Annotated in this window: 16 protein-coding genes and 1 tRNA gene; 7 read left to right on the plus strand and 10 right to left on the minus strand. The window is 45.0% G+C overall.

The window, feature by feature from the left end; translation table 11 throughout:
- Window positions 1-73 precede the first annotated feature (73 nt).
- From V202x_RS23755 to V202x_RS23775, 5 genes are all read right to left on the minus strand, one after another.
- Window positions 74-1,243, minus strand: a complete 1,170-nt coding sequence (locus V202x_RS23755; protein WP_232098675.1) for a GNAT family N-acetyltransferase — start codon at window positions 1,241-1,243, stop codon at window positions 74-76.
- Between the two features lie 274 nt (window positions 1,244-1,517).
- Window positions 1,518-1,591 (minus strand) — tRNA-Ile (locus V202x_RS23760).
- Between the two features lie 248 nt (window positions 1,592-1,839).
- Window positions 1,840-3,912 carry a CehA/McbA family metallohydrolase gene (locus V202x_RS23765; protein ID WP_145179296.1) on the minus strand — a complete coding sequence of 691 codons (2,073 nt, stop codon included), beginning with the start codon at window positions 3,910-3,912 and terminating at the stop codon, window positions 1,840-1,842.
- 66 nt (window positions 3,913-3,978) lie between these two features.
- Entirely contained in the window at window positions 3,979-7,500 is a 3,522-nt protein-coding gene (locus V202x_RS23770) for a PVC-type heme-binding CxxCH protein (RefSeq protein WP_197993070.1), read from the minus strand.
- Between the two features lie 112 nt (window positions 7,501-7,612).
- Complete coding sequence (locus V202x_RS23775; protein WP_145179298.1) at window positions 7,613-8,440, minus strand: DUF1080 domain-containing protein; 828 nt, start codon at window positions 8,438-8,440, stop codon at window positions 7,613-7,615.
- A gap of 282 nt (window positions 8,441-8,722) precedes the next feature.
- Between V202x_RS23775 and V202x_RS23780 the strand changes: the two genes are divergently transcribed.
- Both V202x_RS23780 and V202x_RS23785 read left to right on the plus strand, forming a co-directional pair.
- Window positions 8,723-11,542: a PSD1 and planctomycete cytochrome C domain-containing protein gene (locus V202x_RS23780; protein WP_145179299.1), complete on the plus strand. Its 2,820-nt coding sequence runs from the start codon at window positions 8,723-8,725 to the stop codon at window positions 11,540-11,542.
- Window positions 11,543-11,549: 7 nt separating this feature from the next.
- Window positions 11,550-12,971, plus strand: coding sequence for a DUF1501 domain-containing protein (locus V202x_RS23785; RefSeq protein WP_145179300.1), 1,422 nt, complete (start codon window positions 11,550-11,552; stop codon window positions 12,969-12,971).
- A 14-nt stretch (window positions 12,972-12,985) separates the two neighbouring features.
- On the opposite strand, the gene V202x_RS23790 is transcribed toward V202x_RS23785, so the two are convergent.
- Window positions 12,986-13,402 (minus strand): arsenate reductase ArsC, encoded by a 417-nt coding sequence (locus V202x_RS23790; RefSeq protein WP_145179301.1) that lies wholly within the window; start codon window positions 13,400-13,402, stop codon window positions 12,986-12,988.
- Window positions 13,403-13,506: 104 nt separating this feature from the next.
- Window positions 13,507-13,947: a GNAT family N-acetyltransferase gene (locus V202x_RS23795; protein ID WP_145179302.1), complete on the minus strand. Its 441-nt coding sequence runs from the start codon at window positions 13,945-13,947 to the stop codon at window positions 13,507-13,509.
- 233 nt (window positions 13,948-14,180) lie between these two features.
- Between V202x_RS23795 and V202x_RS23800 the strand changes: the two genes are divergently transcribed.
- From V202x_RS23800 to V202x_RS23820, 5 genes are all read left to right on the plus strand, one after another.
- On the plus strand, window positions 14,181-15,809 hold the full coding sequence (locus V202x_RS23800) for an amidase (protein ID WP_145179303.1): 1,629 nt from the start codon (window positions 14,181-14,183) through the stop codon (window positions 15,807-15,809).
- A gap of 379 nt (window positions 15,810-16,188) precedes the next feature.
- On the plus strand, window positions 16,189-16,719 hold the full coding sequence (locus V202x_RS23805) for a sigma-70 family RNA polymerase sigma factor (protein WP_145179304.1): 531 nt from the start codon (window positions 16,189-16,191) through the stop codon (window positions 16,717-16,719).
- The gene (locus V202x_RS23810; RefSeq protein WP_145179305.1) at window positions 16,719-18,335 is read left to right on the plus strand and encodes a FecR domain-containing protein; all 1,617 of its coding nucleotides are present in this window, start codon (window positions 16,719-16,721) and stop codon (window positions 18,333-18,335) included. The genes V202x_RS23805 and V202x_RS23810 overlap by 1 nt, the downstream gene beginning before the upstream one ends.
- Window positions 18,336-18,404: 69 nt before the next feature.
- The gene (locus tag V202x_RS23815; RefSeq protein ID WP_145179306.1) at window positions 18,405-19,442 is read left to right on the plus strand and encodes a DUF1559 domain-containing protein; all 1,038 of its coding nucleotides are present in this window, start codon (window positions 18,405-18,407) and stop codon (window positions 19,440-19,442) included.
- A gap of 104 nt (window positions 19,443-19,546) precedes the next feature.
- Window positions 19,547-20,008: a DUF4198 domain-containing protein gene (locus tag V202x_RS23820; RefSeq protein WP_145179307.1), complete on the plus strand. Its 462-nt coding sequence runs from the start codon at window positions 19,547-19,549 to the stop codon at window positions 20,006-20,008.
- A 126-nt stretch (window positions 20,009-20,134) separates the two neighbouring features.
- On the opposite strand, the gene V202x_RS23825 is transcribed toward V202x_RS23820, so the two are convergent.
- The 3 genes from V202x_RS23825 to V202x_RS23835 form a co-directional block, all read right to left on the minus strand.
- The gene (locus V202x_RS23825) at window positions 20,135-21,757 is read right to left on the minus strand and encodes a Na/Pi cotransporter family protein (RefSeq protein WP_145179308.1); all 1,623 of its coding nucleotides are present in this window, start codon (window positions 21,755-21,757) and stop codon (window positions 20,135-20,137) included.
- A gap of 123 nt (window positions 21,758-21,880) precedes the next feature.
- Complete coding sequence (locus V202x_RS23830) at window positions 21,881-22,684, minus strand: SDR family NAD(P)-dependent oxidoreductase (RefSeq protein WP_145179309.1); 804 nt, start codon at window positions 22,682-22,684, stop codon at window positions 21,881-21,883.
- Between the two features lie 21 nt (window positions 22,685-22,705).
- The gene (locus V202x_RS23835) at window positions 22,706-23,719 is read right to left on the minus strand and encodes a Gfo/Idh/MocA family protein (RefSeq protein ID WP_145179310.1); all 1,014 of its coding nucleotides are present in this window, start codon (window positions 23,717-23,719) and stop codon (window positions 22,706-22,708) included.
- Window positions 23,720-23,800: the final 81 nt, after the last annotated feature.

The raw sequence follows: 23,800 nt of genomic DNA on the forward strand, positions 1-23,800 counted from the left end.
CTTGAATTTTGACTATATACGATACAAATTCTGCATTAACGATAAGCTGATTTGATCATTCTTGATCATCATCTCAATGCTGAGATGTTGGATGTTCAAAATCGGAAGAGATTTGCGATTGAGATACGACATCATTTGAAAACCGGTCGCGATACCAGTTTGCAATCCGGTTACTAATCTGTAGGACCTTCGCTATTTTTGAGACGGAGGAATAATGCACATAGCGGTAACTGTTCTCTACCGATGTGTACCAGTATTTCTTGGCATCCAGAGAACCGGGGCCGATATCATAAATTCGATCTCCCCGTTCCATACTGTTGCGAAGCATTCGTCCCATCAGTAAACGCCCCAGCCCTTTATTGGAAACGCTTGGGTCAAACCCCATCCGTAGCGAAAAAACTAATCCCTGAAACACATAGTTATAAATGAAGGCAGCAGGTTGTCCTGAAACGTATAGTAGGTTTAAATCGGCTGCTCCAAATCGAGCAGCACTCTCATGCGTATCTCGAAAGTATTGAGCTACATTCTCATGCGATAAGGTCGTTCCTGTCGTTGAATCCCCCTGCCAACTTTTACGCGCAATCTCTTCACAGACCTCATACAGGTCCCAACGTGGATCGCTCTCACCAAAATTTTCTCCACGCGGCCGATACCGCAAAAATTCGATCTCCCCCTCTTTTTCCACTCTTCTTTCTGAACGGAGATAAGTCTGACGCGCTTTTCCAGATCGACCTGCCAGATACTCATCCCAATTTTGACTCAGATCGACATACGCCGTTTGATTCCAGGAAGTCTTTTTTAACGAAAGATTCGCAGCTTCGAGAGCTCTTTCAGTGGCACCGTCATCAAATCCATTGGAGTCCACACAGCGTAAATCAATCAGATCCCAGTCTCGCTGAGATTGCTGAATGAAATTCAGTGCTGCCGTCAGTGTCTTCTCAGGATTGGCGGAAACAGGACCATAAAAGCTCCCCCAATCATCAAACGGGTAAGTCAAGATCCGGCAGGACCCGAATTTCGTCTTCAGACGCTGAATACATAAAGGGACAATACCTGTGACTTCATCGGCATCACGAATAACGAGTACTCGCAAATACTGCTTTTCATGAAAATGTTGCCAATAGACCTGTAACCAATCGAGAGACTGAAAAAAATTTCCTCCTGGGGTAACTGCCAACAACCGATTCCAGTCGGCGTGGTAAGCCTTTAAGCCCTCGATCTCATTCAACTCGATTACACTCAAGATAGCCCCCTGGCATCAATGTTCTCTGTTTCAATTTCAATAACGCAATAAGTAACCAAAGCGCGCATCAGAAGTGACAAAGCTGTTTCGATATTGCTTTCTGATGGTCGGCAGCTGCCACAACTTAGTGCTACAAACTTAGTTTGTGCACAGTATGAAGTCGTGAAAAACACCAAAAGCGATGTGTTTCTTGCTCGAAATGATTCCGATAGAACGGATTGCGCTGGTTATCGCAATACTGGCCAGTTGCACTTAAAGAAGTAAAAGACAAAAATAGGGCCGGCAGGACTCGAACCTGCAACCAACAAATTATGAGTTTGCTGCTCTAACCGATTGAGCTACGGCCCCAAGTTGTTTTCTGATCATTGTTTATCATGTTCGATATACAAAGAAGATTGATATCAAATTCTGCCTTTCAATATGGCTGACTTTGAAGGCTGATAGCTTACTGGAGACCTGCATTGCTGTCAAAGCATTGAGACTCGAAAGCCAAGATCCAGCCTAACTTTCCGTCAATTTTTAGTCGCTTTTTCAAGTGTGACACTTAATGAAGGAAACAGGATCGTATCACACTCATGATTTTGATCTGTGGAAATCTAATTTTCTTGACGGGCAATCTGACTGGCTCGCCACGCTTTTTTATAGATGTTGAATCCATTTTGAACCTGACGCGGTGAATCTTGTAATAAATGATTCAGCTTGGAATCATATGGTGCAACCCCACGCGACCGTAACAGACTGGCCGCCTGCATGGTGACAGCCAAATCATAGTCTTCCAGACTTTTCAATAATTCACTGAGGTCGGACTCATGCTGATTGACCAGTTGATCTGCGTACTCATAGGCGGGCGTTTTTTGACCATCGCCGTCCGCATCAATCCACACAGCGCCTGTGGAACCAACAACGAGCGGCTCAAACTCGGGAGAATCAGGTTGGTAGGGTTTGGCAAGTGGCCAATAAGGAGCTGTCACGCCGGGACCTGTCGCAATTGCCACGAGATGACAGTCGTGAAGAAACCGCTTGAGTTTCCAAGTTTCCTGCCATTTCACTCCCCCTTCTGTTTTTGATCTGATTTGCTCTCTACGGATCAATTGACCATTTGCATACAGGCAAACCTCATCGGCAGATACCCAACTCGGTCCAGAAACCGTAATCGCTACTTTTAAATCCGAAGATGAAGGGACCAACTCTCCAGGACCATACTGTGAGTTCACTTTGATCTGTGTTAATAGCCCGTAAGACAGCAATACTTTGCCATCAACGAAGTTTTGAATGGTTTTTCCAGTCTCTATCTTCGATGGGTCGTGATCTTTGGTTTTGATATAGGTTCTTGCCTGCCCCACGATATAACGAGTGACATCGTGTGAGTCACTACATCCGACTGGTGTTAAAAACAGACCTCGGTTCAGTGCTCCAAACCAATCATGATACAGTTGCATTACGTCGGTTTGTGTGGCTCCTGAATTGATGATTTCCATCGCATTTGCGCGCAATTTCCATTCATCCAGATTCTCTCCCGCTTGACTAAGATGATGCTTTTGACCAAAAGGACGATAATTAGAGTGGAGATCACGTGCGTGATTTAAAATCGCCACTTTCACAAGTGGCTTCTCAAAGATACTATTAAATATCGCCGTCCAGTCTTTCAATTTATAATCGGGAACTGGAGCCGATTCCTGTGCAGGGAAAATATTAAAGTGACCGATGCGCGTTGTTACTTCATTTCCAATGACAGGTGTAAAATACTTTCGAACGTTTAACTTTTGCGCCAACGGTTCATAGTTGATTTGCTTATTGTGGTCCGTCGCAATCGGGAATTCGATTTGCTCGCCCGCCAATGTTATCATTCGTTCTTCTATGGAACAGTCTCCATGCCCTGAATGGGTCAGCGTGTGGACGTGTGTGTCAGAGCTCACATATCCTATGGTATCGACTTCTCGACGAATCTTGAAACGGAGCCTTTGATTTTCCCCCGCCTTGAGATTGACTTCACGACGATCGATTCCATACTCAAAGCCCCGCCCCGCATAAATTGTATATTGCCCCGCCGGTAAGCCGAATTCTGTCTTTCCTTCACTCACGTAGATCACACCGCTTCTGACAGCCTGCCGCTGATTCGATTTGGCTGTCGTAGCAACCAAAGTGCCTTCTGAATTCACAATCGTAATTCTAGCCGGAATCAAATCGCCTGAAAGTCCATCAACGACTTCAATGGTTAACTGAGATGCTGCTAAAGCCTGTTGAACAGGTTCAGGAAAAAGTGAAATCTCACCAACACGAATGTCATCGGGAGTTGGCTTGCCTACTTGAAAGATTCGTAATTGGTTCTTTCCGTTTTTGAGCACACCAGGTGGAACCGAAAACCAAAATTGAAGGTCATTCCCATCACGGCTCAATTTTCCCAGAACCTTTTTGTTTAACTCCACATTCCAGCTTAATTTCACATCTACCTGCCTCAACAGGAGTGTCGATTCAGTAGAATTCAATTTCGCCTGAAATGAAAGCAGTAACTCATCAGCCTGGGGCGTTTCAGGAAAAGTAGACCACTCACGTTCTCCGGAAATCCGCAAGTGATGCATCTCTGGAGTAATGACCAGCGACTCGTCCGCGAATATGGTTGCCGTTATTGTCAGGTAGAAAAAGAGAATGAAGAAAAATCCTTGCTTCATAGATCACAGTAACTTTCATAAAAGATATTCATACGATTTCACTATTACAGGTCAGTCAAAAAAGGCTCATGGTTTCTTTCTCGTACTTTGTAAAAGATAAGCCAAGAGGTCATGTAATTGTTGCGGCGACAAGATTTCCAGAATATTCGCAGGCATCAATGATAAGGTTGATTGCTTTTGTTCCTCGATTTCGCTCTTGGGAATCTGAAATTCCTTACCCTTGTTATCCACAAAAACGAGAAGTGCTCCTTCTTCTCGTCGCTTCAAACCCGAAAAAACACGCCCCGCTTCAGTGATGATCGTCGTCGTTCTAAAATTGATATCGACTGAACGATTTGGATCAAGAATATCCTCTAATAATCGTTCCAGCCCCCGATTGCCAATGCCATCCAACTGAGGTCCTACCACTGCTCCTTTTCCAGCCAGTTGATGACAGGCGGCACAGTTTTTCTCGAAGACAGCCTGTCCATTATTCACTGATAATTTAAAAGTTGCATGCGACTTCAGATGCTCGGCGATATTTTGCTGAGTTTTTTCTTCACGAGGAGGTAATCCGCTAACCAATTTTTGCAAACGTGTTTTCAGATTTTGACTGGCAGATTGTTGAATTTGGTTGCTGATTGTCGGTTGCATCAATAACCGAGGTGAAACAACACCTTTTTCCGTGAAGCCAATCAGTCGTTCCGCACCCGCAGGTTGTTTAGATAACTCTTCTGCTACTTGTGTTTGTAAACGAAACGGATAGCTTTTAAAAGCTTGTTGAAAGAGATGATCAAGTTGATCTTTTTTCTGATCGATTACTGCTTGGATAATCTCTTTCTGAAATGAATCAGTTTGTGGGAACTGACTGGCTGGCAAAGGAAACAAAGGTTGAAATTCCTCAGTACCATCGACGGAAATTAAAGCCGTTGCCAATTGGTTCTTAAGCTGCGCATTCAGATGTTCTCGAGACAACATTGTTGCAAGCACATCACGCGCGGAACGAATTTCGAATTGTTGCACGAGCAACGCCGCAGCCGAGATGCGATTGATTTGTTGTTGCAGGCTTCTCTTGGGTACAGAAACAAGAGCTGGCTGAAATCTTCCAACGGCCAACCAAGCGAATGCCTTACCGCTATCACTGTCTACAATCTCAAGGTAGCCCCGCTCACCAGCGATCTCTGTTAAATCCCAACTGACTTTTTGCGCTACATCATTTCTCGGGGCAGAGACACGTTTGATAATACGATGATCATCTGACCTTCTTAATTGCACAAAATTCAGTCGATTGTCAGGTTTCTTTGGAAATCCAACATGACCGGCAATATAAAACTCTAACTTAGAAGGGATCACAAAACTGTGAGAAACCAGGCGCCCCGTTGATGTTTCACCAGCAGGTAAGCTATTGAAAAACTGTGCTGAGGAGTTTCCATCAGCAGAAGCCCTTCGCTGCAGGGACCAAATATTTGCAGGACTCCCCTCGTTCAACTGAAAGTTCATCCATTGAAGCGGCTCATCTTGCACACTCATCATCAATCTGTTGGTCAAATCAAGAGCCCAATCTTGAAGAGAGGGATCAAACGGCAGACCCTTCTGCTGGTATCCCTGCAGCACTGCTTTGATGATCTCCACTTGCAAATCAGTATTTCTGGCTAATTTTGTGCGGGCCAAATGAATAATTTGAGGCATTTTTTCTGCAGGTAGATAACGTACGATATGCCTGAAATAATCTGGTAATGCCCGTTGATCAACACGCTCTGTCTCCAGATATTTGATTAAATATAACGCCACCTCTTCGGTCGGCACTGCCAGCGAAAGTTTGGCCAGCTCACTCCGCTGCTCAGGATTCAACGTCGACCAGTCCAGTTTGCTTAATACCTGTGGATCACGAATCTGCAACATCAAAGCACGACGCACGACATAGTCCAAATGATGGTCCTCAGTAAGAACTTTTTTGAGTAACGCAAACAGAGGTTGAATATTTTCCACTTGTGGGTGTAAGCCAATCGCATCGGCTGCGGCTCGTTTCACAAACGCATTGTCATCCTGAAGAGCCTGAATGATTTGCAAACGGTGCTGTGAACTCCACGATTTTTGTTCCGCGAGAATTTTCGCAACATGTATGCGAACTAAATCCGAAGAACTCGAGTTGGCCTGATCAATCAAATCATTGGTCAGCGCTCCCAGTCGAAATAACACCCACAACGAATGCACGATAACCGTTGGTTCTTTTGCATCAACAACCGCGTTCCGCAAAGGTTCAATGACATCAAGCCCTGGTTGATCGGAGAGAAAATCCGTCACGAGAAAACGCGTTGTCAAATTCTTAGAACCGAGTAAAGCGATCAGCTGGTTGATGCTTAGTTTTGAAAAATCAGTGCGTGTATGATCTTTGTCTTTACGAACGATTCTCCAAATGCGTCCGCGATAACGATCCCGCCCCGGATGATTCAGCGGAACCTCATAGTGGCCAATGATTTTATTGTAAAAGTCAGCGATGTAGATTGCACCATCTGGTCCCAGCCTGATATCCACGGGGCGAAACCAGGAATCAGTCGTCGAAAGAAAATCGGGCTCTTCTTTGGCAACAATGGTCGAGCCATAATAGACAGGTGAGTTCCGATTTACGCGGCTGGTCATGACGTTACCACTGAAGAAATTTCCTTGATATTCCTGGGAAAATTGATCTCCTGAGATAATCTCTACTCCAGCAATCGCAGTGGAACCATGCAGATGGTCCATCATTGGTTTAACAAAACCTAATCCATCATGAGGCTTTCCAAAACTCGGGTAGTATCCACCTCGCAGCAACTGATAAATGGGTTTGGAGTGGCAATCCGCTGTGAACAGGTTTCCCTTTTCGTCGAACGTCGAACCAAAGGGATTCACCTGCCCATGCGTAAAATGTTCAATGCGCGAACCATCAAGCCGCATGCGATAGGTATTTCCTGAATGCATTTCAATCGTATGGCCATCGCTACCACTGACACGGGTCTGATTATTAAAGCCGTGATTGGCATACAACCAACCATCAAAACCACGCCGAAAGGAATTATTCATGCCATGTGTATCGCGTTCGAACCCCATCGGACCATAGAGTTTTGTAGCTTTGTCAGCTTTGTCATCTCCGTCGGTATCTTCATAGAACGTAATATCTGGAATGCTGAATGCGATCACACCATTCCTGTAGGGATACAAACCTATTGGGATATTTAGTCCTTCGACAAATGTCTTGATTTTGTCAGCGCGTCCATCACCATTAGTATCTTCCAGAATTTTGATGGCATCTTTTCCTCTTTCCCCCTGCTTCACGGGATAGGGATATTCAGACGATTCTGTAATCCAAAGGCGGCCTTTAATGTCGAAAGCCATGTTCAATGGTTTTTGAATCTCGGGCTCAGCTGCCACTAATTGAATTTCAAATCCATCTGGTATCGTAAATGTCTCTAATTCTTCCTGCGGGGAAAGCGGGTCTGTGGGACGAATGAACGCCCGAAAAGGATCATTCGTTTTTTGCGCAGAAAGCTTGCAGGGTGAAGTGATCCAGCAAACCAAAAACACTAAGAATAATGTTCTCAGGAAAATGATATTGGGAGCACTACGCTTCATTTTTGTTTCACCTCGGTACCATATACATAAAAAACCGCCTGCTATATCCATTTAATAGGAAGCAGCAGGCGGATTCAATCGTAAAGAACTAAACAAGAGGAATCAATTCGAGTTAATCAAGTTCCTTGATATAAACATTTCGGAACTGCATCAGGCTACTGGCGGGGCTGAACGTTCCATCTTTTCGCTTTCCACCATGATGTTGAAAAGCGATAGGACCTTTCTCAGGCACGTCAGGCAGTTGTGCATTTTCAAGCACCATTTTGCCGTTCAAAATTACGGTTAATCGATCTTTCACCATAATGATAATAAACTTATTCCATTCCCCAACGGGTTTATCAGCATTCACTTTCGGAGTCACACCAGCCCGTACTTCTGGGGATACTTTTTGATTACGACGATAGGAGTACACTTCACCGGAACCTACGGGCCAACACCAGATATTCACTTGCGCTTGCGGTGTGCCACGTAAATAAATACCGGAGTCGGCATTCGGTAATTCAACAGTAATTGTCTTACCATTAGCATCTTTGAGATCTGAGCCATCAGCAAGAACGATTGGAACCTTATACAAACCTGTCGTCTTTTTGATTCGCCATTCGACGCTCATTATGAAATCGCCATACTCTTTTTCTGTCCAGAGATTCTTATCCCCTTTGGCTTCACTTTGTGCATCGTAATCAATCACTCCATCAACGACTTTCCAATGGCCATTATCCCCTTCCGGAATCACCCAGCCAGTCAAATCTTTCCCATTGAACAATGAAGTATAACCAGGATGGAGTGCGTCCATTGGTGATTTAACGACAAGCGTGCCAAGAACCTTAGCATCACCGCTACGTTTTCTTTCTGATTGTCCAAACACATCTGTCCCACTCAGTAATGATAAAACTGTAATTATGCATACACTCAACAATAATTTTTTAGACCAATGTCTCATGGTTTTCCTTCTTTCAAAAACGATATGCCAACGCAGAAATTCTTTTATGTCTGCTTAAAAACGTGCATATGATTATCGTACAGGAACGACTGCCAAGTTCCCACCCAATTACACAACTTTGTTAAGAGAATAATCAACGTCTATTTAGTACACGCTAGAGAGACCTGAAAATGGAAATCAAATTGATTTTTGGTCCTCGCTACATTATCTTAGTAAGACCGCAACCAAATTCATCTAAGTCAGCTTTCCGCTCAATAGACCTGTAATTCAGGAACTCCTTCCATGTGCATTCTCTTTTCTTTGCCTGCAATCAAGCGTTTTTTTTGCATCATTTTATGCACAACAATAATGATTCAACTCACTCCCTCTCCAGCAGATGCAGCAGACTCAAAGCTCAGTCCGCAAGAAAAATTCTATCTGCAAAAGATACGACCTCTTTTGGAACAAAAGTGTTTAGGCTGTCATGGAAAAACCCCTGATGATATTAAAGGTGAATATACAATGCTGACACGTGAAGCATTGATCAAAGGTGGTGAATCCGGGGAAGCAGCCATTATTGTCGGAAAACCAGAAGAAAGCCCGTTCTGGAATGCAGTCACCTGGAATGACGATTCAATCCAGATGCCGCCGCAAGAACGAAATCGGTTAAATGCAGAACAAGTCACAGACTTGAAACAGTGGATTAGCGATGGTGCGGTCTGGTCAGATCGGGAGTTACCCTCAAGTACTTCAAAGCCTGCAGACAGCGATTCGCAAATGGTAATGTCTACGTCAGGAGGTCAGAGTCCTACCTGGACAGCACGAACCTACCAACCGGAAGACGTTTGGGCCTACCAGCCGATACAACGACCATCAGTTCCCTGGCAGGCACTCTCAACTAAACAAGCAAGCAAGCGTCACCCCATCGATGCATTCATTCAGCAAAAACTCAAACAGAAGAAGCTCATCCCTTCTCAATCGGCAGAACGCAAAACACTCATACGTCGTGCCACCTATGATCTAACAGGATTACCACCAACCCTAAAAGAAATTGACGAATTTCAAAAGCAACCAAACAATAAAGAAGCGTGGTCAAATTTGATCGAGCGATTGCTAAAGAGTCCTCATTATGGCGAACAGATGGCGCAAATGTGGATTGATGTCGTACGCTATGCCGACACGAGTGGTTTTGCAAATGACTATGAGCGGCCTAATGCCTGGCGTTATCGAGATTATCTGGTACGCAGTTTCAATGCAGACAAACCGTATGACCGTTTTATTACCGAACAACTCGCAGGAGACGAACTTGATCCTCAAGACCCGGAAATGTTAATCGCCGTTGGTTTTTTACGAAGCGGCCCCTGGGAACATACTGGCATGAGCGTCGCCGCTGTCACGCGGCAGTTGTTCCTCGACGATGTCACCCAGAGTGTCGGCGTCACATTCCTGGCCCATAGCTTTCGTTGTGCCAAGTGTCACGATCACAAATTCGACCCTGTGCCTACCCGTGACTATTACCGAATACAAGCGGTCTTTGCCCCGGTTCAATTTGCAGATCGAAAAGTTCCCTATCAGTCTTATGAAAATATTTCGGGCTTCAAAAATATGAAAGTCCGCACTGAAAAATTAATCAAAGAAACACGCGAAGCTCAAAATCAATTTTCACAAAAATCAAAAAAAGCAATTTCGAAATGGTTAAAAGAAAACGGTTACAAGAACCTGAAAGACGTTCCGGCAGACAAAAGACCTCCAGTGCGATGGTTTGGTTTGACCGAACTCGAAAAAAGCCTGGTCAAAATCAACAATAAACGTATCTCTTATTTTGAAAGAGAACTCAAACGTTATAAGTCTTATGCGTTTAGTGTTTATAATGGACCACCAAATAATTATCGCTCGACACAAGCCGTTAATCTCTTACCTGACCTTAAGAAACAGCAGGGGGAAGCACAGCAAATCTTTATCCTGGCGGGTGGTGCTATTACTGCTCCCACCCAAAAGGTAACGCCGGGAGTTCTCAGTGCGGTTGCCGGTTCCAACAATAGCCAGGACCCCACTGCCTGGAATACGATCCCTCAGTCATCGGAAGGCAGACGGCTGGCATTCGCACGCTGGGTAGCCAGTTCCAATAATACTCTTACCGCACGCGTCATAGTGAATCGTATCTGGCAAACGCATTTTGGTACCGGTCTGGTCGCCACTCCTAATAATTTCGGACAAAAGGGAGAGAAACCCTCTCACCCAGAACTTCTAGACTGGCTCGCCACCTGGTTCATGGATCATGGTTGGTCCATCAAAAAATTACATCATCTCATTATGACATCGAATGCCTACCAGCAAAGTAGCCATCCGATCGATCAAGAAATGGTCAAAACTCAAGACCCCAATAATCGGTTACTCTCTCATTTCCCCACTCGGAGAATGACGGCTGAACAGATCCGCGATTCGCTCCTGTCTATTACAGGTGAAATGAATTCAGAGATGGGAGGTCCCGGCGTCTTTCCTGAAATCAATTGGGAAGTCGCATTGCAACCACGACACATCATGGGATCGGTCGCTCCCGCGTATCAGCCCATGCCACTTCCCAAACAACGCAATCGTCGAACTTTGTATGCGTTTCGGTATCGCACACTTTCAGATCCGATGCTGGAAGTTTTCAATCGTCCAGGCAGTGAATCTTCCTGCGAACGTCGAGACGAAACAACAGTCACTCCACAGGCATTTGCGCTTTTCAATGGACAGTTCACACACGACCGCGCCATTGCGCTGGCAAAGAAAATCAATCAGGAAACGAAATCTGACACGGAAGCAATCAATCAGGTCTTTCAACAACTTGTCTTGAGAACTCCTGATACTAAAGAAAGCCAATTAGCTCTCAAGCATGTTAAAGAAATGAAAGACTATCACCAGGCACACCCTCCAGAAAAAGTGGATCTTCCTCGTAATGTGAAACGGGAAATGATCGAAGAGCTAACCGGGGAATCGTTCGCCTGGACCGAGAAACTGGATTTAACCGACAATTATGTACAAGATTTGAAACCTTGGAACGTGGATGCAGAAACCCGCGCTCTGGCAGAGCTTTGCCTGGTTTTGATGAATTCCAACGAATTTATTTATTTGCGATAAGAATCCTATGCACCGATTACACAGACGCGATTTTCTTTATGGCATGGGTGCCAGCCTGGGCACAGTAGCGTTTAATGCGATGTTGCAGGCAGAAGAGAAATCAAAGCCAAAGCCTAAAAATCTGGTTCTGGATCAACCATTGGCTCCACGCGACCCGCATTTCAAACCACGGGCCAAAGCTTGCATTTTTCTGTTTATGGAAGGTGGTCCCAGTCATCTTGACACATTTGACCCCAAACCCGCTCTTGAGAAACTCCACCTCAAAGAGTTTGTACGAAAAGATGCTCAAGTCTCTGCAATGGCAAGCGGAAAACGATATTATATTAAAAGCCCGTTCAAGCATCGCCAAGCAGGCCAGTCCGGTATTTCACTCTGCGAACACTTCTCTCATCTGTCAGAAATGGCTGATGAACTGTGTGTCTACCATGGATTACAGGCAGAGTCTATTAACCACCCCACCGCCTGTTATCACATGAATACAGGAAATCGCTTTGGCGGTGATCCAGCAGTCGGTTCCTGGATGACTTATGGTTTGGGAACAGAAAATCAAAATCTACCAGCCTTTATTGTGCTACCTGAAGTGGCTTACCCTCAGGGAGGTTCTGCTAACTGGTCGAACGGCTTCCTGCCAGCTTACTTCCAGGGAACGGCACTACGTTCGAAAGGTTCTCCGATTCTTGATTTGAACCCACCCACTCACGTCACACGAAAGACCCAACGCAAGAACCTAGACTTGCTTGCAGCGTTGAATCAAGCAGACATGAAACGTAATCCGCATGAAGAAGTACTCGCGGCGCGCATGGAATCTTACGAACTTGCGTTCCGCATGCAGACTCAGGTTCCCGATATCATCAATCTCGACAAGGAAACTAAGCAAACACAGGAAATGTATGGTCTCGGAAAAACAGAAACAGATAGTTTTGGCCGCCGCTGCCTGTTAGCGAGAAAACTCGTGGAAGAAGGAGTCCGTTTCGTTCAGATTTATGCGGCGGGCTGGGACTCACATGATTACCTGGATCGATCGCATAAAGCACGCATGCAGGCCGTTGATCAACCGATCGCCGCACTTTTGGAAGATCTAAAGTCACGCGGACTTCTGGATGAAACATTGGTCGTCTGGACGGGTGAATTCGGACGCTCACCGGACAACGGTATGCGGAGTGGCAGACAGGCCGCGGGACGCGATCATAACGCAAAAGGCATGGCGATGTGGATGGCAGGCGGAGGTGTGAAAGCAGGTCACCGCATTGGAGCCACTGATGAAATTGGTGATCACGCCGTTGAAGTTGTCAATCCCATCAGAAACCTGCATGTCACTCTGGAACACATCATGGGGTTGGATGACAATCAATTAACCTATTTCCACGAAGGTCGATTCAAAGTTCTAAGTCAGACAGGCGGTGCTGTGATTAAAGAATTGCTGGGTTAAAAAGCCACAATTTTTTAAGATTCAGCCTTGAGGAACTCCTGAATTTTCTCACGAATCTGATCACGGACATCTCGAAAGACCATTAGTTTTTCTGTATCGGAACCTTCTGCATCCGCAGGATCATAAAAGGGCCAATGTTCGATACGTTGTGCCCCCGCTAAAGTCGGACAGCTTTCTTTCGCGCTATCACAGACGGTTACCACGAGATCAAAGGTTTTATTTAAATATTCATCGACGTGTTTGCTACGATTTTGTGATAAGTCCTGATCAAGTTCCTGCATGACTTCGATCGCCATGGGATGCACATAGCCAGAAGGCAGTGATCCCGCTGAATATGATTCCCATTCTCCCTGACCCAGTTCGCGCCATAAGGCTTCTGCCATCTGCGAACGACAAGAGTTTCCAGTACATAAAATCAACACGTTTTTCATGCTATTTCCCAAGCCAACCTGTTCATATTTGGCAATAAGTATTTTGCATTAAGTAAATTTCAGTTGTCATCTTAAATCATTTTGCAATGCGAAACCAGCCTTGGCTATCGATTCTCAACCAGCGATTTCACCATATGCAAATGAGGAATGGAAACAGACAGAAATTCTTCACCTTCTGCAACATAACCCAGCTTCTTGTAAAATTCGACGGCAGAACTTCGTGCATCTAATTCGACCATCTCAATTTCACGCTCTTTCAGATCAAGTTCGATCTTCTGTAGCAACAACTTTCCGATTCCCTGCCTTTGATATTCGAGGGCTACTGTCATCTGACGAACTTTTGCTTTGTTTCCAGAGACAGGAATTGCCAACGCGCAAGCAATCACTTTATTACCAACAACCATCCCATAGTGAAAATACTCGGACTCCTCTGATAAATCTGCCTGAAGTAAATCTAACCCAAGCGGTTTACGTAATAACTCATTCCGAAGCTGACATGCCTCACGGTACCAATCTGATTGATAAGGAATTCGTTCAAATTGCATTGTGTCCTCATTTCCGATTTTGTTGAAATCAGGAAAATTTCTGGAACTGGTTGATATGTTAGACACACGGGGGAGAACACTGTTAACATAAAGTAGAGTTTAAAATTACGACAGTTATAGCATCGTCTGAAATATAAATTCCCGTTTCATTTATATACTTTTGGATTTTAATCAATCGATTTCACTTCGTTAAGCCAAAATGGAATTCCGACATCAAAGCCGAAGAAAGAATAATGAGTAGAATTACAGACCAGTTAGACCCACCTGATCACGATTCAAAAAACGGTGACAACGCACAATTCTGGGAAACAAACGGTTTCTTCAACCGTCGACAATTCCTCAGTATAACGGCCGCCGTGACAGCTTGTACTCCCGCAGCCTGCCTTACGGACCAGCAGACGAAAGGGCAGCCGAAACAACCTTCAAACGAGTCGCAAAATTTGCTCCCTAACTCAATGGCACCGGCGATACAGTTTCAGGCCTCTCCCTACGGCTCTGCTGCGTATCTTGAACGACTCTCTCATAACAAAAAAAATAACTTTTCTCATAAAGAAGAGATCAAAGTTGAACCATGGAAAGGATCTGTACCAGAGTCAGATGAAGAGATTGCATTCCTACCAGTTCACCGATTGGCTGCTTTGATTCAATCTCGTCAATTGTCGCCAGTCAAGCTGACCGAAATTTATCTTGAACGCATCAAACAACTTGACCCCCAGCTTCTCTGTGCTGTCACAATCATGGAAAAATCTGCTATAAGGGAAGCCAAACAAGCAGAGCAGGACATTGCCTCCGGTCAGTACCGCGGACCATTGCACGGTATTCCCTGGGGAGTCAAAGATCTCTTTTCCACGCGCAACGCGAGAACCACCTGGGGCGCCAAGCCGTTTGAAAATCGGATGATTGATGAAGATGCAGAAATAGTCACCCGATTACGAAAAGCCGGCGCGATTCTTATTGCCAAGTTATCAACGGGTACCTTCGCGCAAGGGGATCAGTGGTATCGAGGCCGCACACGCAATCCATGGAATACCGAGGAGGGATCAAGTGGTTCATCTGCTGGTCCCGGTTCTGCAACAGCGGCGGGCTGCGTCGCCTTTGCGATTGGCACAGAAACACGGGGATCAATTGTCTCTCCTTCGAAACGTTGCGGCATTAACGCCTTGCGTCCCACCTTCGGTCGTGTCAGCCGACATGGATGTATGACACTCAGTTGGACGATGGACAAGGTTGGTCCTATGTGCCGTACAATTGAAGATTGTGCGCTCGTCTTTAATGCCATTCACGGGGCGGATGAAAAGGATCCGTCAACACTAACTGCTCCATTCCGTTTCCAGCGTTTGCCCGATCTGGCTGCTTTGAAAATTGGCTATCGAGAAGGCACCGACGAAGCGTTTCTGACAACATTACGCCGTCTGGGAGCAAATCTAATACAGGTGCCCGCTCCTCCTAATTATCGCGAAGTAAAACACATTCTGACTGTCGAATCAGCAACGGCATTCGACGATTTTATCAGTCAGAATCTTGACGAGCAAATGGTTCGTAAAGTACGAGTGAAGAATTTTCGACCGGCACGTAACATCACAGCACTTGACTATCTCAATGCTCAACGGCACCGCTTCGCGCTGATGCAAAAGATGGCAGATTATTTTGAAAACATCGACCTCTATATTACCCATTCGGGTGACACAGGCTTAACCAACCTTACGGGACATCCTGCCGCCGTTTTCCCTTATCAATTTGATAAACAGCCCCGATGTATAACCCTCATTGGTAACCTATTCACAGACGATATCATTCTTTCGGTCGCACACGCCTATCAGACAGCTACGTCCTGGCATTTAGAACATCCCCAAATTTTGTGAATAAGCATTCCCTTCATAGTTAAACTAATGCAATTCCTAAATGGAGTTAGTTAAAATTGGATTGTGTCCTCATTCAACGAATCAGCCACTCATCTTATACACGAAATTAGACTTTTAACTTAAAGTATGAATAACAATCAGATCATGTAAATGATTTCACTCCACCGACGGCTTTTATTCATATACTACAGACTTTCCCCCACACTGCTTAAGTTTCTTTTCAAAATGTCTCAAGCATAAATCTTACCTACAGAATAATTTCCAGAATTTTACCATTTTGCAATTTTTCCACGGCTCAAATACCCAAGCTCATGCTGTATTCAGTAAAGGGCTTAGTTTACAGGGCCTTTTATTTGAAGCGTTTCATTGAGGGTAAATAATGGCGGTTGTTACTGACCGAACTACTGAGTTTATTATGCTGTTCTCGCGGCATAGCCAGCGAATCTACCGATTTATTCGATCCTTGGTAGATAACAGAACCGATGCAGAAGAAGTCTATCAGAATACATGTACTGTTCTCTGGTCGAAGTTTGAGCTCTTTGAAACAGGCTCGAACTTTTGGGCCTGGAGTTGTCAAATCGTTCGCTATGAAGTGCTCAATTACCGCCGTAGACAAAACCTCGAACGAAATATCTTCAGCAATGAATTCTTTAATCGCGTTGCGGAACGCGCAATGGTCACAGTCGACGAACTCGATCGTCAGCAGGCGGCCCTTTCAGTCTGTTATGAATTGCTTTCCGCGCGTCAAAAAGAAGTTCTGGAAAAAACTTATGAACCAGAGGCGAGCACTAAATCGGTCGCGCAATCGCTAAATCGCTCCCCCAATGCAATCTACAAAACACTCCGCAGGGCACATGACCTGCTTTTCAGTTGCATTCAGAAACAACTTCAATCAGGAGATTTTTTCTAATGCTGACTCCCGAAGAACAAGAAGAGTTGATGCAGCTATGTTGGGAATACCAGTACGGAGATCTTTCTCACAAAGACGCAGCTCGTTTGGAGCGTCTGGTCCTGAATAATGATCAAGCGAGTGATTTCTTTATTCAATATGCTGGCATGTGTGCGAATCTGGAATGGGAGGGAATTGTTGACCCCGGCCCCCTCGGGCGATCAACGAATTATGACCCGCTACCATCCGGTGAGTTAAGAACTCTGCCGTTATACCTTCATACGTCTCCTAAGCGGACCTTTGGTAACAAGACGCTATTTGCTCTTTCAGCGTTCTTAGTTGTCATAGTCGTTTCTGTCTCTCTGCTTTATTTCCAATTCTGGCAAAACAACACACCGCCCTTTCTGGCACGTATCACAAACACACAAAAAGCTGTATGGGAAAAAGGAAAACATAAATGGAAGATCGACGAGCTTCTTCATGCCAGAGACGAGCTTCATCTGAGTGGCGGTCTCATAGAATTAGAGACTGCACTGGGAGCACGTGTAATACTCAAAGGAAATTCTCATCTAATTCCGATCAATGTGAGCCAGTTCCAACTCGATCAAGGTAACTTATTCGCAAATGTCCCTCCTCAGGCGGAAGGTCTGACAATTGATACGCCCACATCAAGGATCGTTGATCTGGGAACCAAATTTGGACTGATCATTGATCCCTCACAAGAGACTGAAGTCCATGTTCTCAAAGGGCTCGTCGAATTTAATCTACTGAATTCAAAACGAGAAACAACAGTTACAAAAAACCTGTTTGAGAAAGATGCAATACGAATTCATCCTGATTCTCATGAAATTACCGAAATCGAAACCACACCGGAATTTTTTGTTCAAAATCTCAAGATTGAATCACCAGCACTGATTGGTCACTGGAAATTAACGGAAACGAAAAATTCCCCCATTGCCAAAGATTACTCCGGAAATCAGTTGGACCTGCAAATTATCGCTGAGAATGGGAAATCACCATTTACTGGAAAACCAGCACCGAACAATTCTCCAACATCAGCCGGCCCCTTCGATTCTCAGTTCCGCAAACTGTTTCGCACACTCTCTCAAAATGAAGCGCGCCTGTTTAACATGAATCGTTTTACGATTGAACTCTGGGCACGCAACCCGAATAGCGACCAACAAGCTGACTCCGACATTTTGTTTCATTATCGCAATACCGCAGAACACACTACATCGCAATTTAATCTTTATGTAGGGGATTCACCTAATCGTGATGGTAAACTTGGCTTTGGTTTTTTGAATACTAGAGGCAAATACGTTGGATATCATACAGATAGACGAACGACATGGCAAAAAGATCGATGGTATCACATCATATTTACCTATGACTCTAATACCCCGACACCCAACGACAGCATCGTCACCTTGACACGAACTCCTGAGTTTGCATCAGTACCTGATTTGCAACAAACCTTGACAGACATCGAAGACATACACCCGCTAGTAGCGGGAGGTATTCTTGTAATCGGGGGATCCACAATGACTGATATCTCCCGACATTGGGGAGGTGAGATATCAGACGTTCGCTTTATCAATGGAATTCCAGAGAGATATCTGACTCATCTTGCACAATAAACAAATCGTTAAATACCGAGAGTGGTTCTCGAACACCATTTATATTTTTTATAAAAGAGTAAAAATCAAATGAGACAACAAAAAAAAATCAAAGCCGGTTTTACCTTAATTGAGTTATTAGTCGTAATCGCCATCATTGCGATTTTAATCGCACTCCTGCTTCCAGCTGTACAACAGGCACGTGAAGCGGCCCGACGCAGCACCTGTAAAAACAATTTAAAACAAATTGGACTGGGACTCCACAATTACCACTCTACTTATGGAACATTTCCCGCCAGTCGCATCGGGCCCTATGAAAGCACTTGTAGCAGCTGCACGCCTGACTCTCGTTTCAGTGTGTATGTCCCTTTACTTCCCTTTATCGATCAAGCTCCGCTTTACCAACAAATTACTGGCAATTTGGGAACGTCTTCTTTTGTCTGGAACATAAATTTTGATGCCTACAGAACTAAGTTGCCCATTATCAATTGCCCGTCCGACGTCGATACCGCTGATATCACAAGACTCGGTCAACATAATTATTTGTTTTCGATAGGCGATCGATACAGTAGTCTTGATACAACTTCGCCTGGAGGCCTGCGTGGGATTTTCGGACTTCAATCCAGCGTACGCATGCGCGACATTATCGACGGTACAAGCAATACCGCCATGGTTTCGGAATGCATTCGCCCACCCGGTTCGGGAGCGACAACCCCTGCTAACACCTTTGGTGCTAATTCTAGACTGAATTCAACAAACCCCTCTGCTTGTCTTGCGAGTTTTGTCAATGGCGCTTTCACATCTGGCCCTTCCGGACTCTTAGATAGAGAACGTTCTCTGGGAACGCGCTGGGCCGATGGCCGATCTGGTTATATTAATTTTAATACGATCTTGCCACCTAATGCTCCTGTCTGCAACGGTCAAGCTTCAACAGGTATTTTACCCCCTTCCAGCCGCCATGAAGGGGGCGTGCATCTTCTGTTGGCCGATGGTGCTGTGCGTTTCATTAGCGAAAATATTGACACCGGCGACGTTAGTGCTTCACAGGTCGCATCAGGTGCAAGCCCTTATGGTATCTGGGGCGGACTAGGATCAAAAAATGGGGGAGAACCTTTAGGCGAATTCTAACCTTCATTTCTTGCTAGCACTAATAGAATTCGTGAGTGGAATATACAGTAATTGTGATCTACTCACTTGGATCTACTATCGTTAAAACAGAGGAAACAGAACGCATGCGTTGCATATTGATTACTATTGTACTTACCTTATTCTTAGGCACAGCTTGTTCCGGTACTACAGAGGATAAATGGACAAAACAACGTCCAAAAACTTACCCCGTAACAGGAACAGTCAATTTTGATGGAAAACCATTAGAAGGGGCCACAATCGTGTTTCGCTCTTCTGGTGGTGAACCTCAAGCAGCCGTTGGACGGTCAAACGCTGAAGGAGCGTTCCAGCTTCGTACATTCGAAGACGGTGATGGGGCTATTGCGGGAGAACACAGTGTTTCTATTACTTGTGTCGAAACCGAAGGACCTCCAGCTGGCGCTAATCTTGACGAAGTCGATGTGGTGGTCAAAGAAGTTTCTCTGATACCTGAAAAATATGGAGACCTCAAAAAATCGGGGCTTTCCGCTACAGTTTCTCCAGACAAAGACAATGTGTTTCTATTCGATCTGGAAAACAAAAAATAGAAATATCTGAGAGTCCACTACAATTCAATCTGTTTTAAAGCTCGATCTCTGTTTATTAGTAATCAGAATCGAGCTTTATATTTGTTTCAAATAATTGTCTCTAAAATACAAACTAACATCATCACATTAATTTGAATCCTGACTTTCCTGCCTCTCCTGATTCAAGATGATTCGGGCATTTTGTAAATGATGGACGACTCTCCAAAGATGATAGCTGACTCTCATTAACCATCGATACGCATCCAACTGTCCTAACAGAGCCTCAAAATCTACACCTGCTTTTGTTGATGAAGCGGTCAACTGACGCCGTGTTGCTTTTTGGTTCTGATCCAGTTCCAGCCAAAACTCCTCTAAAGACTGTTCTTCAACCATTGCAGAACGACTCTCGAACGACTGCTGCGTTTGAGTTACCAGACAGGCCAACTGGTCTACAATGTCACTCAATTTCTTAACATTTCGAGTGGCATCCAATCGTTCTCTTTCTATACAACGCCTTGTTAAACGTTGGATATGGTCGAGCGCCAATAATACTTCCTGATAGCATCGAAGCGTCTCCCGGTCAGATTCAGAGATGTTGATTCTCCGCATATAGAGGGAAGTCGTTTCCAGCGTATCTCGATATTGCTCTAACTCCTGACTAATCTGCATACGATCAATTTCATCAAATGACAATATTGTTCGTAGTAACTTTAAAATACTTTGAAAAACATCAGCCAGCGTAGAACGAGAAGCTTCAATCGCAACATTGGGATTCTGAATCAATGACTCTTCGAGGCGTTCCGATTGATCATTGACTGCTTGTGGAATGATGCGAGTAATCAGTTGGGAAAATTGACCTATGAAGGGAACTAAAATGAGAATCCCTACAAAATTAAACAGACTGTGAAAAGCGACCAGTGCAAATTCCGGTGAGGCATTATTCCCGGAATTGAGATAATGATTCCAAACCCAGATATAAACGGGTAACAAAAAATAAGCGACAACGGCTGTCACAACGTTATAAAACACATGTGCCAACCCCGTTCTTCTCGCAGCAACTGAACCTCCCAACGTCGCCATCAACGCTGTAAACGTCGTTCCCACATCAAAGCCAATCACCATCGCGGATGCTTGTGCCAGAGAAATGGTGCCTGTACTGACGGCTGTCAAAGCCATCGCCACACCGGCACTGGAAGACTGAGTCACTAATGTGATTCCCACGCCAATAAAAACCAATAGTAAACGTCCCGTCCAGGTATCCGAGGGAAATGATTCTGGAGTCACACTATCTGTAAGTCCGGACATGCCTATTTGCAGACTGTCTATTCCCACAAAAATCAGACCAAACCCAGCCAAAGCAAATCCGGCTGCTGCAATTCGTTTCCTAGCGAATAAATTCAGAATGACACCGATGAGTATCAAAGGAAACGCGACTAATCCCAATTTAAATTTAAAACCAAAGAACGCAACAATCCAACCGGTAATCGTCGTTCCCAGATTCGCTCCCAAAACGATCCCCAGTGACTGAGACAATGTCAACAATCCCGCCCCCGCAAAACCAACGGCGGTTACAGTCGTTGCACTGGACGACTGCAAAACGGCTGTGACAATAGCACCTGTCGTGATGCCAGTCACGAGGCTCTTTGTAAATTTCGCAATCATGCGGCGGATGGTGTCGCCGGCAAGCTCTTTCAGGCCACGTGTCAATATGACCATGCCTAGTAAAAATAAGCCTAAGCCACCCAGCGAATTAATGATCCCTGAATCCATTACTCTTCCGGCAGTATTCAATCTCTAGTTGGGAAATCAGATGATATTACAATCTGACGATCAGCTTCATTCATTTTACCATAAAGTAAAATAGGATTCCTACTGTCGGAGAGAGAGTTTGAATTACCAGGCGGTCCAGCCACCATCCACCAGAATATTTTGACCGGTGATATAGCTACTGGCATCACTGGCGAGAAAAACAGCTGCTCCTTTCAATTCCGATGGTTTCCCCATACGACCCATCGGGCTATGTTCACAAAGTCGTTCCGCTAAATGTGCCGGTGCTGCTTCAGAAGGAAAGGGCCCCGGACTCAGACAATTGACGCGCACACGATCCTTGGCCCAATAAACGCTTAAGTGACGGGTCTGATGAATGAGCCCTCCTTTCATCGTGTGATAGGCCACCGGACTGGCATTACAGATCCCTTCATATGCTTCGGGATAAGATCCCACAACGCCATACATCGAACCAATCATAATCACACTGCCATAAGCCTGACGTGTTACGATATGGTCCCGCAACTTACGTGCTAACAGAAAGTAACCAGTCGCGTTCTTCAAATGACGTGAAAACTCCTCTCCGGTTACATCTCTCCAGTCAGCACCAACCGGGTCATTTCCATTATTCACCAGCACATCAATCTGCCCCGCCTCCTTTAAAGCGGACTCAAAACCTTGATCAATGGACGCTTCTTCCATATGGTCGAGTTCAATGCCAACGTGGTTGAGTTTATGAGGATCCGGCATTTGGTCAGCCGTTTGCTGTGCTCGGCTTCGATCACGACTACTGACAACCAGGCGAGCCCCCGCTTCAGCCAGACCACGGGCCATAGCACCTCCCAGGTAGCCACTGGCTCCGGAGATCAAAACAGTTTTCCCAGTGAGATCAAATAACTGCTGAATCGTTGGTTCGTCTGTCGAATTCATCTGTACTTCTATGATTCCGTTTCAGGAGGAAATAAAATCTGCCGGCTCGATCCACGACTGTTTCTCGACCGAGTTCAATATGGAAAGGTTCACAGCCAGTGTCTGCACTCCATCTTCAAAAGAGCATAATGGAGGGCATAAATCCTCCAGATAATCTAAAAAAGCGTTCGCCTGCCTCTGGAAGAGTGTATCCCGTTCCAGATTTTCATGAAAACCAATCTGCCATTCAGATTCAGGTTCCGTAATCCAACGATACCAGCTGTTTTGATATTCAAACCGTAACATGCCCCGCTCACAAACGACAGTAATCGCCGACTCATTCGCTGGCTGATGTTGGTTCAAACTAAAATTCCCCAAGACACTTCCTTGTCGGGTGATAACATGCACTGTGTCTTCAACATCAACTCCTTCCAGTACTTGATGTGAAAAATCAGCGACCAATGCATCTACTGGTCCCACTAGATACTCACCCGCATTCATCGAATGCGTTAAGGCATCCTGAACCGCACCGCCTCCCAGTTCTCTGGATTTGTAATAAATATCGCGATAAGCCGGACGATATGTGGGAAAGTTTTGTCCTGAAACAACAATCAGTTGAACAGGTTTTCCAAACTTCCCGGAATCAAGATCCGCTTTCATCGCAGCCAGAGCCGGATGCGCACGATAGACATAGGCGACTGCCGCTTTACGACGCGTCTCCTGTAAGAGCGCCTGTAACTCGTCGATTCCCTCAAAGTTTGTACTCAAGGGTTTTTCAATGAAAAGATCCAATCCAGCCTCAACAGCTTGCTTAGACATTGCGATATGTAAATGCGCGGGAGTCGCAATCACCGCACAGTCATGTGGATCCGACAAAGCCGAATCTAAATTCACATACTGCTTTTCGACTTGATATTGTTTACCGATTTTTTCACGCAGGTCAGCATTCAATTCACAGATAGATACCGCTACACGCCCGGTCGACTGGAAACAGCGTAAATGCCGCTCGCCAATCGAACCAACGCCTACGATCAGTAATCGTTTTTGATCTGCCATATTTTTCTTTTCTTTATGAGATCTATCAGAAATAAGATTCCTGTGACCTTGAGACTAATCAAAAAACTCCGGAAAGACCAG

The sequence above is a fragment of the Gimesia aquarii genome (assembly GCF_007748175.1).
GTDB lineage: Bacteria > Planctomycetota > Planctomycetia > Planctomycetales > Planctomycetaceae > Gimesia > Gimesia aquarii_A.

Coding starts and splice junctions, on each gene's coding strand:
- V202x_RS23825 (WP_145179308.1), bottom strand. CDS start 21,757: ATGGATTCAGGGATCATTAATTCGCTGGGTGGCTTAGGCTTATTTTTA.
- V202x_RS23785 (WP_145179300.1), top strand. CDS start 11,550: ATGCACCGATTACACAGACGCGATTTTCTTTATGGCATGGGTGCCAGC.
- V202x_RS23835 (WP_145179310.1), bottom strand. CDS start 23,719: ATGGCAGATCAAAAACGATTACTGATCGTAGGCGTTGGTTCGATTGGC.
- V202x_RS23805 (WP_145179304.1), top strand. CDS start 16,189: ATGGCGGTTGTTACTGACCGAACTACTGAGTTTATTATGCTGTTCTCG.
- V202x_RS23765 (WP_145179296.1), bottom strand. CDS start 3,912: ATGAAGCAAGGATTTTTCTTCATTCTCTTTTTCTACCTGACAATAACG.
- V202x_RS23820 (WP_145179307.1), top strand. CDS start 19,547: ATGCGTTGCATATTGATTACTATTGTACTTACCTTATTCTTAGGCACA.
- V202x_RS23795 (WP_145179302.1), bottom strand. CDS start 13,947: ATGCAATTTGAACGAATTCCTTATCAATCAGATTGGTACCGTGAGGCA.
- V202x_RS23790 (WP_145179301.1), bottom strand. CDS start 13,402: ATGAAAAACGTGTTGATTTTATGTACTGGAAACTCTTGTCGTTCGCAG.
- V202x_RS23815 (WP_145179306.1), top strand. CDS start 18,405: ATGAGACAACAAAAAAAAATCAAAGCCGGTTTTACCTTAATTGAGTTA.
- V202x_RS23775 (WP_145179298.1), bottom strand. CDS start 8,440: ATGAGACATTGGTCTAAAAAATTATTGTTGAGTGTATGCATAATTACA.
- V202x_RS23810 (WP_145179305.1), top strand. CDS start 16,719: ATGCTGACTCCCGAAGAACAAGAAGAGTTGATGCAGCTATGTTGGGAA.
- V202x_RS23770 (WP_197993070.1), bottom strand. CDS start 7,500: ATGAAGCGTAGTGCTCCCAATATCATTTTCCTGAGAACATTATTCTTA.
- V202x_RS23800 (WP_145179303.1), top strand. CDS start 14,181: ATGAGTAGAATTACAGACCAGTTAGACCCACCTGATCACGATTCAAAA.
- V202x_RS23780 (WP_145179299.1), top strand. CDS start 8,723: ATGTGCATTCTCTTTTCTTTGCCTGCAATCAAGCGTTTTTTTTGCATC.
- V202x_RS23830 (WP_145179309.1), bottom strand. CDS start 22,684: ATGAATTCGACAGACGAACCAACGATTCAGCAGTTATTTGATCTCACT.